The sequence below is a fragment of the Solirubrobacter soli DSM 22325 genome (assembly GCF_000423665.1).
Lineage (GTDB): Bacteria > Actinomycetota > Thermoleophilia > Solirubrobacterales > Solirubrobacteraceae > Solirubrobacter > Solirubrobacter soli.
Genome location: NZ_AUIK01000041.1, coordinates 1 through 12,907, shown reverse-complemented (window position 1 = coordinate 12,907; position 12,907 = coordinate 1). Strand labels below are relative to the sequence as shown.

The window sequence follows — 12,907 nt, the reverse complement described above, 5'->3', positions numbered from 1 at the left end:
TGGCCGCCGGGACCGATCCGTGCCAGCCGGACAGCCAGGGATACGTGCTCGACCGCACTCGGTGCGGCCCTAGCGGCGATAGAGGCGCACGGTCAGCGGCAGGAAGATCGCGGTCAGCGCCAGCGCCGTCCCGGCGACGATCAGGAAGTCCGTGCCGTCGGCGTCGCCCTCCATCAGGCCCCTCGACAGCGTCGCGAGGATGCTGATCGGGTTGACCTTCACGAACGCCTCCAGCGGGGCGGGCAGCGTCGTCGGGTCGACGAACACGTTCGAGAGGAAGGTCAGCGGGAAGATCCCCATGAAGCCGGCGTTCATCACCGCGCTGGGAGAACGCAGCAGCAGTCCGAGCGTGGTGAAGACCCAGCTCAGGGCGAAGGCGAAGCCGATCGTCACCGCGAGCGCGGCCAGCACGCCGGGCACGCCGGCGCCGGGACGGAAGCCGAGGATCACGCCGAGCACGACGATCACGGTTCCCGCCACGCAGTAGCGGACGGTGTCGCCGAGCAACGCGCCCACGAGCGGGGCGGGCTTGGCGATGGGAAGGCTGCGGAAGCGATCGACCACGCCCTTGGTCAGGTCGGTGTTGAGCGCGACGCCGGAGTAGACCGTCGTGAACAGCACCGACATCACGAGGATGCCCGGGAGCACGTAGTCGAGGTACTCGCCGGTCGAGCCCTCGATCGCGCCGCCGAACAGGTACGTGAACATCAGCAGGAACATCACCGGCGTGATCGTCACGTCGAGCAGCTGCTCGGGGACGTGGCGGACCTTCAACATCCCGCGCCACCCGAACGTCAGCGCGGCGCTGAGCCCGGAGGCGCGCGGCGGGCGGGGCGTGGTCGCGAGCGCGTTGCGTAGCGTGTCGCTCTCGATGGCGCTCACGCCGCCCCCTGCGGGGGTCCCTGAAACCGTACGGCTGGTGCCTCGACGGCGCTGGCCAGGGTCGCTCATTTCGTCGCCTCCAGTTCGGGCTGCTCCTCGGCGGGGTGACCCGTGAGTGCCAGGAAGACCTCGTCGAGACTCGGCTGGCCGAGCGTGAAGCCCGCCAGCGCGATGCCGTGCTGCGCCAGCGCGGCCACCGCGTGGGCGCCGCGGTCGGCGCTCGCGCACGGCGCGGTCAGCGCGCTCGGGTCCGATTCGCGCTCGGTGGCGCCGAGCTCGCGCTCGAGGATCGCGTAAGCCTCCTCGCGCTGCTCGGGGTCGAGCAGCCGCACGTGCAGCGCGCCCGAGCCGACGCTCGCCTTCAGCTGGCCCGGCGTGCCCTCGGCGATCACCCGACCGTGGTCGATCACCGCGATGCCGTCGGCGAGCTGGTCGGCCTCGTCCAGGTACTGCGTGCAGAGCAGGATCGTCGTTCCCGCCTCGCGCAGCGCGCGGACGATGTCCCACACCTGGTTGCGGCTGCGCGGGTCCAGGCCCGTCGTGGGCTCGTCGAGGAACAACAGCTCGGGGGTGACGACGATGCTCGCGGCGATGTCGAGGCGCCGCCGCATGCCACCGCTGTAGTTCTTCACGAGGCGCCCGGCGGCATCGGTCAGCCCGAACGCCTCCAGCAGCTCGGCCGCCCGTTGCTTGGCCGCGGGACGCTTGAGGCCGAGCAGCCGGCCGAGCAGGACGAGGTTCTCGCGCCCGGTCAGGTCCTCGTCGACGCTCGCCAGCTGGCCGGTCAGGCTCACGAGCCCGCGCACCGCGTCGGCCTCGTCCACGATGTCGTGCCCGAGCACCCGCGCCGAGCCGCCGTCCGGGGTGAGCAACGTCGTCAGCATCCGGATCGTCGTCGTCTTGCCGGCGCCGTTGGGTCCGAGCACGCCGTAGACGGAGCCGCGCCGGACCGCCAGGTCCACGCCGTCCACCGCCCGCACGTCGCCGAACGTCTTGACCAGGCCCGAGGCCTCGATCGCGAGGTTGGAAGGTGTCATCGCTGGGTTCGACTCCCTTGCCGCCGGAAACTCATCGGTCTCTCACGAACATACGGGTCCGCCGTCCGCGGTTCCATCCGGCATTGGTCCTACGACGATGCCCGCCGTTACACACCCGGCAGTCTCTAAGGAGCGTCCCAGGAAACTCACAGCGTGTGGGTGGACCTTGTGCGACATGCCCACCGAACACGACCACGGCGACGGCCTCCACGAGGACCTCGTCAAGCTCGCCACCCGCCGGGACGCGCTGCGGATCTTCGGCGCCGGCAGCGCTGCCGCGATCCTCGCGTCGCTCGGCGCCTCCAACGTGTCGGCCGCCACGCCCACCGGCGAGGTGCCCAGCGAGACCGCCGGCCCGTACCCGGGCGACGGGTCCAACGGTCCCGACGTCCTCGACGACTCCGGGATCGTGCGCCACGACATCCGCCGCAGCTTCGGCTCGAGTCGGACGCCGGCCAAGGGCGTCCCGCTGCGCGTGAACCTCACGGTCACCGACGCCTCCAAGGACTACGCGCCGCTGCCGGGGCTGGCCGTCTACCTCTGGCATTGCGACCGCTCCGGCCGGTACTCGATGTACTCGTCCGGGGTCGAGGACGAGAACTACCTGCGCGGGATCGCCAAGACCGGCAGCGACGGCACCGCGTGGTTCAAGACGATCTTCCCGGGCTGCTACTCGGGCCGCTGGCCGCACATCCACTTCGAGGTCTACTCGTCGGTCGCCAAAGCGGTCGCGAACGGCCCGATCGTCAAGACCTCCCAGATCGCGCTCCCGCAGGCGGCGTGCAAGAAGGTCTACGCGACCAGCGGCTACACGGGCAGCTCGAGCAACCTCGCCCGCACCTCGCTCACCAGCGACATGGTCTTCAGCGACGACAAGGCGATCCACCAGCTCGCCACCGTCACGGGGAGCGTCAAGAAGGGCTTCGTCGCCAACCTGACGATCGGGATCTAGTCTCAGGCGGAGTGACGGCCTTATCGCTCGCGCAAGCCGTGGCCCGCGAATACGGCGTGGCGTGCGAGGACGCCGTGGTGCTCCCGGGGAGCAGTAACGTGATGGTGCACCTGCGGCCGGCGCCGGTCGTGGCGCGGGTGATGACCGGGACGGCGGCGCTGCACGACGACCCCGAGCAGTGGCTGGCGCGCGAGCTCGCGGTGGGGGTGTTCCTGGCCGGGCGGACGGACCGGGTCGTCGCGCCTACCGACCTGCTGCCGCCGGGGCCGCACGAGCGGGACGGGCTGTGGATGACGCTGTGGAGCTTCGTCGCCCACGACCCGCACGCCGCACCGCCGGGGCCGGCGGAGCTGGGCCGCGCACTGCGGGAGCTGCACGAGGCGCTCGCCGGCTTCGGCGGCGAGCTCGCGCCGCTGAGCGGCATCTGTGACTGGCTGGCGCGGCTGCTGGGAGAGCTGCGGCCGTCGACCGTGTTGACCGGTGCTGACATCGACTGGCTGCGGCGCCGCTTGGAGGAGCTCAGGCCGACGGTGTTCGAGAGCGCGCTGCCCACGCAGGCGCTGCATGGCGACGCCTCGGCCTCGAACCTCCTGCGCACCGGCCGCGGCCTCGTGTGGAACGACTTCGAGGACGTCTGCATCGGCCCGGTCGCGTGGGACGTCGCCGGGTTGATGGCGCGCGACGGCGAGGAGCTTCTCGCCGCCTACGGCGACCCGGGCGTCGAGGACATGGCGCCCTTCCTCCAGGCGCACGCACTGTACGGCGTCATCTGGCACGCCTCCCAGGCCCGGCGCCGGCCCGCGGCCCTCAGGGATGCGGCCGCGTACCTCGCGCGCCTGCGCGCGGGGTGAACGCCGCCTCGACGGATGTCGGCTTGCACTCAGGCTTCCTTCATCTAAGGTGCCCCGATGCTTCGCCTCCTGCCGGCGGTCGCCGGGTTCTTGTTGATCCTGTGCCCCACCGCGTCCGCGGCGCCGTTCGCCGAGCTCCCGTTCGTGGGGGTGCGCGGGCCGGCGGTGTGCCTGCAGGCCACGGGCGCGCCCGGTGAGCTCTTCCGCCAGAACGACGAGTCCGCGTCGTTGCTGACCGCGACGGCGACGGGCCTGACCCCGGGCGGCGTGCTGCCGATCGAAGGGACCTCGAACTGCGCCGACGTCGCCGGATGGCCCGGCGGGGGCGGGGTCCTCGCCGTCCCGCTCTCCTCCGAGATCGAGGGGGGAACGTGGCTGCGCGCCATCCTGCGCGAGCCGGGGCAGGACTGGGGCGCGCCGGTCGACGTGCTGCCGCCGGAGCCTCGGCTGGGCCCGTTGGCGTTCGCGGTCGCGGCCTCCGAGCGCGGTGACGCGCTCGTCGCCGCGAGCAGCGCCGATGAGCGAGGTCGCGGGAGTGTCCGCGTCGCGCGGCGGCTCCCGGGCGGCGCGTTCGAGGCGCCGGAGCGGTTCACGTCCCGGGCGGCCAGGGGAGAGGTGCGAGCGGCGTTCGCGGCTTCGGGCGAGGCGGTGGTGACCTGGATCGCGCGAGGCCCCAAGCGCAGCGATCCGGACGAGTTGTGGGCGGCGATCGGGGCGCCTGGCGCCCGCTTCGCGGCGCCGCAGAACATCGGCCCGATCACCCAGGACGGGGGTTACGCGTTGGCGGTCGGCGCCGACGGTCGTGCCCTCGTGGTCTTCAGCTCGCTGGGACGTCTGGTCGCGGCCGAGCGGGCGCCCGCCGGCACGTTCGGCCCGCTGGTCACGATCTCGGACACGACCGACGAGTTCGGCTCGACGCCCGTCGCCGTGCTGCGACCGGGCGGCGGAGCGGTCGTGGCATGGACTTCCCCGCACACCGCGGCGCTGGACATGCGCACCCGTGAACAGGCCGGTCCGTTCGGTCCCGCGGTGTCGCTCGCGCGGCCGCAGCGGCTCGGTAGCGCGGGGCGGGAGGTCCAAGCCCGTTTCGTGTGGGCGGGCTGGAGCGATCTCGTCCGCGCCGTCACCACGGCGGACGGGCGGGTGATGATCACGTGGGGTCACCTGCTGCGCCGCCAAGGCCTCTGGCATGTCGTCCCCGGGGTCGCGACCGTGAGCTTCTCCGGTGCCGAGCACGAGATCCAAGCCCTCGGCGGCGGGGTGCGCAACATCGACACCGTGACCCCCGTCGTGCTGGCCGACGGCTCGCGTGCCGTGGCCTGGGTCGACAACGCCCCGCGCTACACGAGCGGGCGGGTGCACATCGCGCGGGAGGGCTCGCCGGCCGCCGCCGAGCCCGCCGCCCCCAAGGTCACGTTCACGCCGCCGCGCTCGCTGACGCTGACGGACTCGCAGCCGCTGGTCCTGCGGTTCACGTGCGACGCGGCGTGCGACGTCTACGCGCAGCTCGGCGGCGACGACGTGATCGCCGCCGCCGCCGGCTCGCTCACGAAGGCGGGAACGGGTCGGCTCAGGCTGGACCCGGACGAGGCGCCGCTGGCGCCCCGCGGCGGCGGCAAGGTGCGCGTCCTGCTGCGCTCGAGCGCCCCCGGCGCGCACACCGTCACCGCCCGCACGCTGACGCTGCACCTGCGGCGGGCCAAGCCCAGGTTCCCGCCCCGCGTGCTGGGCCTCACCGCCACCCGCGACGGCGCCGACCTGATCGTGCGCTGGCACACCGCCAAGCCGGCGGACCCGCGCGCCTACGCGATCATGGCGTTCGACGACAAGGGCGGAGCGGTCGGCTCGGCGGCCCTGGAGGGCAAGGCACGCACGAGCTTCACGACGCGCATCCGCGACGCGCGCAAAGCGACGACGGTCACCGTCTACGCGGCCGCGGAGAACGCGGACCGCGTGCGCCGCACGACGGTCGAGGTGCCGCGCTGACAATGGCGTCAACCGGGCGGGACAGAGCACGAACCCGCGCCGCGGCGGCTGCGTAACGACCGCCAGTCCCGTCCGTGAGGAGGGCGGGAACGACGGGGGAGGATTGCGTGAAACGTTGCGCTGTCGTGCTCGCCGCGCTCCTGATGCCGGTGAGCGCCGCACAGGCCCAGACGCCGCCGACGATGACCGATGCCCGCCTGGACGTCCGCCCCGCGGTCCAGGGGCTCAGCGGTCCGACGAGCATCGCGTTCCTGGGTGCGAACGACCTGCTGGTGCTGGAGAAGGCGACGGGGCGCGTGAAGCACGTGGTCGGCGGCCAGGTGACCGCGATCGCGCTCGACCTCGCGGTCAACTCCGCCTCCGAGCGCGGACTGCTCGGGATCGCGTTGCACCCGGACTTCCCTACCAACCCGGGCGTCTACCTGTACTGGACGTGCCGGACTCCAGGCCCGGGGCCCGACAACTTCACCCCCGCGGCACGCGAGTGCGACGAGAGCCAGATGCTCGGCGCCGACACCGGCGTGACCCTCGCCACGCCGCTCCTCGGCAACCGCGTCGACCGCTTCGTGTGGGACGCGGCGACGCAGACCCTGACGTTCGACAAGCACCTGATCTCGCTGCACTCGTTCCAGGCCGATGGGGCGCCCGTGCCTCCCGGCCAGGGCGACTCCGGCCAGGCTGCCGCCGGCAACCACAACGGCGGCGTGATCCGCTTCGGCCCCGACGGGAAGCTGTACGTGATCATGGGCGACAACGGGCGCCGTGGGCGGATGCAGAACCTGCCCTGCGGCCCGACGCCGATCTGCGAGGGACCGTTCCGCAACGTCGGCCCGCAGGTCTTCCAGGACGACCAGTTCGGTGGGCCTGAACCCGACGACGCCCACCTCACCGGCTTCGTGTTGCGCCTCGACGACGACGGCTCCGCACCGCGGAACAACCCGTTCTGGGGCGTCGGCAACTCGATGCACTCAGAGGCCGGGGACAACCTGCAGAAGGTCTACGCGCTCGGTATCCGCAACAGCTTCGGCATGGCGTTCGACCCCGTGAGCGGCGACCTGTGGGAGCAGGAGAACGGCGACGACACGTTCGACGAGATCAACCGCGTCGAGCGCGGCATGAACGGCGGCTGGGTGCAACTTGCCGGCCCGATCGACCGCGTCGCGCAGTTCCGTGAGATGGAGAGCACGTTCGGCGGCCGTTCGCTGCAGCAGCTGCGCTGGCCGCCCACGAACGTCGCCACCACCCCGGAGGAGGTCAAGCGGCGCCTGCTGACCACGCTGCCGACGGCCCACTTCTCCGACCCGGAATTCTCGTGGAAGTGGGCGGTGCCACCGGGTGGCATCGGCTTCGTGGACGGCGACGGACTGGGCGAGGACTTCGCGGGCGACCTCTTCGTCGGCGGAGCCACCCAGGGCACGGTGGGCGGACACCTGTTCCGCTTCAAGCTCGACAAGCACCGGACCGGCTTCGCGTTCGACGACCCGCGGCTCGACGACCTCGTGGCCGACAACAACGCGAAGGCTGACATCACCGAGTCGGAGAGCCTGCTCGCCGGCCGCAGCTTCGGGATCCTGACCGACATCCAGACGGGACCCGACGGCCACCTGTACGTGGTCTCGACCAACCGCGGGACGATCTACGAGATCTTCCCCCGCTAGTCACCATCAGGGGGCGGCGCGGCCATGTCCGCGCCGCCCGCGCATAATGCACCGCCCATGCTCGACACGCACCGGTCAATCGGGCTGTTGGATCGTGTCGACGAGCGCGCGGCGCTGGAACAGTTCGTCGCCGGGGTGCGCGCGGGCGAGAGCCGCGTGCTCGTCCTGCGCGGCGAGGCGGGGGTCGGCAAGACGGCGCTGCTCCGGTACCTGTCGGACACGGCGGACGGGTGCGTGGTCGCACAGGCGGCAGGCGTCGAGTCCGAGATGGAGCTCGCGTTCGCGGGGCTGCACGCGCTGTGCGCCCGCATGCTCGACCGGGTCGACGACCTTCCGGGCCCACAGCGGGATGCGCTGAGCACGGCGTTCGGGCTGAGCGCCGGGCCGCCGCCGGATCGGTTCCTGGTCGGGCTGGCCGTGCTCACCCTGTTGGCCGAGGCCGCGGAGGAGCGGCCGCTCGTCTGCATCGTCGACGATGCGCAGTGGCTGGACTCGGTGTCCGCGCAGACGCTGGCGTTCGTGGCTCGCCGGCTGCTGGCCGAGCGCCTCGGGCTCGTGTTCGCCCTGCGCGAGTCCGCCGACACGCACGCGCTGGAGGGATTGCCGGAGCTGGTCGTCGAGGGACTGGCCACCGACGACGCGCGGACGCTCCTGGACGCGGCGATCCCGGGGCCCCTCGACCCGCGGGTCACGGCCCAGATCCTCGCCGAGACGCGCGGCAACCCGCTGGCGCTGATCGAGCTGCCGCGCGGGTTGACGCCGGCAGAGCTGGCGGGCGGGTTCGGGCTCTTGGAGACCCGGCGGCTGGCGAGCCGCATCGAGCACACCTTCCTGCAGCGCGTCCAGGCGCTCCCGCGCGACGCGCAGCTGCTGCTGCTGACGGCGGCGGCGGAGCCGTTGGGCGACGCGAACCTGCTGCGACGGGCGGCCGACCGGCTCGGGCTCGGCGCCGAGGGCGGGCGGGCGGCGGAGGCCGCGGGGTTGATCGAGATCGGGTTGCGGGTGCGCTTCCAGCACCCGCTGGTGCGCTCGGCGATCTACCGCGCCGCGGGTCCCGGCGACCGTCGTGACGTGCACAAGGCGCTGGCCGAGGTCACCGACCCGGCGCTCGACCCGGACCGCCGGGCATGGCATCGCGCGCACGCGACCGTGACGGCCGACGAGGCGGTGGCGGAGGAGCTGGTCCGCTCTGCGGACCGTGCCCAGGGACGCGGAGGGCTCACCGCGGCCGCGGCGTTCCTGCAGCGGGCGGGGGAGCTGACACCGGATCCCGCGACACGCGTCGTGCGCATGCTCGACGCCGCGCAGGCGAAGCTCGAGGTCGCCGACGCCGCGGCGGCCTCCGATCTCCTCGGGGCCATCGAGCCGGCCGCGCAGAGCGAGCTCCAACGCGCGCGGCAGGAGCGGCTGCGCGCGCAGATCGCGTTCGCCACCCGGCGCGGGAACGACGCGCCGCCGATGCTGCTCGCCGCGGCCCGGCGGCTCGATCCGCTGGACCCCGCGCTGGCGCGCGAGACGTACCTGCAGGCCTTCGAGTCGGCGCTGTTCGCGGGCCGTCTCTCGACCGGCGCGGACGCATATGCGGTGGCCGCGAGCGCACGCGCGTCGACGAGCGCCCCGGCTCCGGGCGCGGCCGACGCGCTGCTCGACGCGCTGGTCACCCGCTACACCGAGGGCTACGCGGCGGGGGTCGCGCCGCTCAGGCAAGCGGTCCGGGCCTTCACCGAGGACGGAGCCGACCGTCGCTGGCTGTGGCTCGCCTGCCGCCTCGCGCAGGACCTCTGGGACGACGACCTCTGGCACGCGCTCGCCGCCCACGGCGTGCGCCTGGCGCGCGACACCGGCGCGCTCAGCCTGCTCCCCAACGCGCTCAACTACCTCGCCACGTACAACGTGCACGCCGGCGAGTTCGAGACCGCCGCGGCCCAGATCGCCGAGGTCGACGCGCTCGCACGCGCCACAGGTCTGCCGCCGCTCAGGGCCTCGGCGGGCATGCTGTACGCGGCGCGCGGCGACCTGGCCGGCCTGCACGACCACGTCGACGTCCTGGTCCCGGGGGCGATCGCGCGTGGCGAGGGCTCGGCGCTCACCGGCAGCTGGTGGTCGCACGCCGCGCTGGAGATCGGCCGCGGCCGCTACGGCGAGGCGCTGGCGAACGCGCGGCGGGCGTGCGAGTACGAGGGCGTGGTGACGTACGGCTGGGCCCTGGCCGAGTGGGTCGAGGCGGCGGTCCGTGCCGGTCTGCCGGATGAGGCCGCCGGCGCGCTCGAACGCCTGAGCGAGCGCACGAGCGCGAGTGGCACCGCGTGGGCGCTCGGGGTCGAGGCGCGCTCCCGCGCGCTCGTGAGCGGGGACGAGGAGGACTACCGCGCCTCGATCGCCCACCTCGAACCCAGCCGCGCGGCGTGGCAGCTCGCGCGCAGCCGGCTCGTCTACGGGGAATGGCTGCGGCGCCGGCACCGCCCGACCGACGCGCGGGCGCCGCTGCGTGCCGCGTACGAGGGCTTCACGCGGATGGGCGCCGAGGCGTTCGCCGAGCGGGCGCGCGGGGAGCTGCTCGCGACGGGCGAGTCGGTGCGGCGGCTCGCGCCGGACACGCGCGACGCGCTGACGGCCCAGGAGCTCCAGGTCGCGCGGCTGGCGCGCGACGGACACTCCAACCCCGAGATCGGCGCCCAGCTGTTCATCAGCCCGCGCACCGTCGAGTACCACCTGCACAAGGTGTTCCGCAAGCTCGATGTCGCCGGTCGAAAGGAGCTGCAGGTGGCGCTGGAGCGATCGTGAGCCTCGCGGCGATGGCGGCGGACGATCGCGTGCTGATCACGGCGATCGTCCTCGCGCGGCTGGCGTTGCCGTTGCTGATCCCGCGGATCCCGCTGATGATCCTCGTCGCTTTGGTCCTCGACGCCGTCGACGGCTCGCTGCTCGCGCATCTGAGCAGCGTCGACGTCGGGCCGGACGGGCCATATCAGAGCTTCGACAAGGCGCTCGACATCTACTACCTCGCGATCGCCTACCTGGCCGCGATGCGCAACTGGACGAGCACGCCGGCGTTCCGGATCGCGCGCTTTCTCTTCTACTACCGGCTGGTGGGGGTGGTGGCGTTCGAGTTGCTCGACTCGCGGGCGATGCTGCTGCTGTTCCCGAACACGTTCGAGTTCTTCTTCATCGCCTACGAGGGGCTGCGCACGCGCTGGGAGCCGGAGCGCTGGTCGGGGCGCTTCTGGCTGTACGTGGCGGGCGGGATCTGGGTGTTCATCAAGCTCCCGCAGGAGTACTGGATCCATGTCGCGCAGCTCGACTTCACCGATGCCGTGGCCGACCACCCGTGGTTCGGCGTGCTGTGTCTGCTCGGTCTCGGCGTGCTCGCGTGGCTCGTGTGGTTCGTGGTGCGGCCGCGGATGCCGGAGCCGCGTGCGGGCTGGCGCTTCGAGGCGCCGCCGGTCCCGCCGACGCAAGCGGCGGACGCGTCGTGGAGCGCGCTCGCCGAGAAGTCGGTCCTGCTGACGCTGCTGGCGGTGATCGTCGCCGAGATCCTGCCCTCGGTGCACCTGTCGGCGCTGGACATCGCGCTCGGCGTCGTCGCGCTGGTCGCGGCCAACCTGGCGATCGCGTCCTGGCGCGGGCCCGGCGTCCACTTCGCGCTGCTGCTGGCGATCAACTTCCTGCTGATCTACGCCGGGAGCCGCGCGCTCTCGGACCGCGGCAACCTCCCGGCCGCCACAGGCCTGTTCTTCGCGTATCTGACGACGCTGATCGTCGTGCTCTACGACACCTACCGGCCGATCCGCGCTAGTCGAGATCGTCGAACGGATCGTCCAGGCGCGCCGACACCCAGCCATCCCGGCTCAGGACCCAGTGCGAACGGGTCTGGCGAACGAGGTCGTCCTCGGCCAGCGCCGTGAGCGCGACATGAACGTCGTCCTGGGGCAGGCTCAGGAGCGCCGCGACGCGATCCACCGTGTCGTCGTGCGGGTGGTCGCGGAGGGATCCCAGGACGCGCCGTAGAAGATCCGAGCGCGGGAAGCAGAGCACCACGCCGCATTCTGAACGGATCCGGCACGCCGCGTCGCAGTTGCCGTCATCGCTGTGACCGCGATCCCGCACGTTGGGTAGGTTCGTGTGATGTCCAGGAGCTTCGTGTTCGCGTGCGCGGCGGTCGTCGCGTTGTGCAGTCCGACGGCGGCGCAGGCCGCGAGCAAGGGTCCGACGGTGACCGTCATGACCCGCAACCTGTTCCTGGGGGCGGATCTGTCGCCCGCGATCAACGCGCCCACGATCCCGGCGGCGATCGACGGCGCCGGGACCGTCTGGAACGAGCTCCAGAGCACGAACTTCGCCGAGCGGGTCGTCCCGCTCGCCCGCGAGATCAAGGCCTCGAAGGCGGACCTCGTCGGCCTTCAGGAAGTGGCGCTCTGGCGCCAGCAGACGCCGTCCGACGGTGGCGCGAAGCCGATCAGCCCGCTGCCCGGCGCCACCCCCGCGACCGCGGTCGAGGTCGACTTCCTCGCGCTGCTGCGCGCACAACTCGGCTCGAGCTACAAGGTCGCCGTCGTGCAGGAGGAGTTCGACGCCGAGCTGCCCGTCGACGCCGACGCCAGCGACGCGACCGGCACGGGGCCGCTCGCGGCGTCCGGCGCCGACTTCGACGCGCGGCTGACGATGCGCGACGTGATCCTCGTCCGCAAGGGCAGCAAGGTGAAGCTCGGCAAGACGAAGGTCGGCCACTACAAGACCCGGTACGAGCCGAACGTGGGTGGCATCACGATCCCGGTCGACCGCGGCTGGACGTCGGTCGAGGCGCGCGTCGGCAAGCGGAAGTTCCGGTTCGTCAACACCCACCTCGAGGCGTTCGGCGACCCCAGGATCCGCCTGGCGCAGGCCAACGAGCTGACGAAGGGACCGCTGAAGACCTCCGAGCAGGTGATCCTCGTCGGCGACCTCAACTCGGGCGACGAGAAGGACCACGAGCCCGAGAAGCCGGGCGACGAGCTCGCGTTCGCGGCGCTCACCAAGTTCGGGATGAAGAACAACGGGGCCCGGCAGTCCTGCTGCTACCAGAACCTCTTCGACCCGGCGCAGCTGTTCGATCACAACGTCGACCACGTGCTGTCCAAGCCGGGCCTGAAGACGATCAAGGCCTCGATCACCGGCAAGGACAAGGCCGAGCGCACCCCGTCCGGGCTCTGGCCGTCCGACCACGGCGGGGTCGTCAGCACGGTGAGGCTGCGCGGCTAGGTGTAAGTCCCGAGCAGGTTGTTCAGCCGGTTGATCGGTGGTTGGTGGCCGATGGCTGAGTGTCGGCGGCGATGGTTGTAGGTCCACAGCCAGCCGTCAAGGGCGGCGGTGCGTTCTCGGCTTGAGCTGTAGATCGCGCCGTAGGCCCAGCCGCCGAGCATTGTGCGGATGAAGCGTTCTGCTTTGCCATTGGTCTGGGGCCGGCGTGGGCGGGTCCGCAGGTGGCGGATGTTCAGCGCGCGGCACGCCAGCGCGTGCACGGCCGAGCGATACGGCGAGCCGTTGTCGGTCATGACGCGTTCG

Annotated in this window: 10 protein-coding genes; 7 read left to right on the top strand and 3 right to left on the bottom strand. The window is 72.3% G+C overall.

Annotated elements, in window-relative coordinates:
• Positions 1-69: 69 nt before the first annotated feature.
• On the bottom strand, positions 70-882 hold the full coding sequence (locus G569_RS0128495) for an ABC transporter permease (RefSeq protein WP_028065952.1): 813 nt from the start codon (positions 880-882) through the stop codon (positions 70-72).
• A gap of 65 nt (positions 883-947) precedes the next feature.
• Complete coding sequence (locus G569_RS0128490; RefSeq protein WP_028065951.1) at positions 948-1,919, bottom strand: ATP-binding cassette domain-containing protein; 972 nt, start codon at positions 1,917-1,919, stop codon at positions 948-950.
• A gap of 175 nt (positions 1,920-2,094) precedes the next feature.
• On the opposite strand from G569_RS0128490, the gene G569_RS0128485 reads away from it, so the two are divergent.
• The 7 genes from G569_RS0128485 (at position 2,095) to G569_RS0128450 (ending at position 12,604) form a co-directional block, all read left to right on the top strand.
• A complete protein-coding gene (locus G569_RS0128485; protein WP_037499898.1) occupies positions 2,095-2,871 on the top strand; it encodes an intradiol ring-cleavage dioxygenase in 777 nt (258 codons plus the stop codon).
• A gap of 38 nt (positions 2,872-2,909) precedes the next feature.
• Positions 2,910-3,722, top strand: a complete 813-nt coding sequence (locus G569_RS52270) for a phosphotransferase (protein ID WP_053227102.1) — start codon at positions 2,910-2,912, stop codon at positions 3,720-3,722.
• Positions 3,723-3,779: 57 nt separating this feature from the next.
• Complete coding sequence (locus G569_RS0128475; RefSeq protein WP_028065949.1) at positions 3,780-5,708, top strand: hypothetical protein; 1,929 nt, start codon at positions 3,780-3,782, stop codon at positions 5,706-5,708.
• 107 nt (positions 5,709-5,815) lie between these two features.
• Complete coding sequence (locus G569_RS0128470; protein ID WP_157592378.1) at positions 5,816-7,366, top strand: PQQ-dependent sugar dehydrogenase; 1,551 nt, start codon at positions 5,816-5,818, stop codon at positions 7,364-7,366.
• A gap of 57 nt (positions 7,367-7,423) precedes the next feature.
• Positions 7,424-10,150 (top strand): helix-turn-helix transcriptional regulator, encoded by a 2,727-nt coding sequence (locus G569_RS0128465; protein ID WP_037499895.1) that lies wholly within the window; start codon positions 7,424-7,426, stop codon positions 10,148-10,150.
• Between the two features lie 11 nt (positions 10,151-10,161).
• Positions 10,162-11,271, top strand: a complete 1,110-nt coding sequence (locus G569_RS52265) for a hypothetical protein (protein WP_157592377.1) — start codon at positions 10,162-10,164, stop codon at positions 11,269-11,271.
• 220 nt (positions 11,272-11,491) lie between these two features.
• Positions 11,492-12,604 (top strand): endonuclease/exonuclease/phosphatase family protein, encoded by a 1,113-nt coding sequence (locus G569_RS0128450; RefSeq protein WP_028065946.1) that lies wholly within the window; start codon positions 11,492-11,494, stop codon positions 12,602-12,604.
• On the opposite strand, the gene G569_RS0128445 is transcribed toward G569_RS0128450, so the two are convergent.
• The coding region (locus tag G569_RS0128445) for an integrase core domain-containing protein (RefSeq protein WP_028065945.1) at positions 12,601-12,907 on the bottom strand (307 nt) is incomplete at its 5' end. The genes G569_RS0128450 and G569_RS0128445 overlap by 4 nt on opposite strands.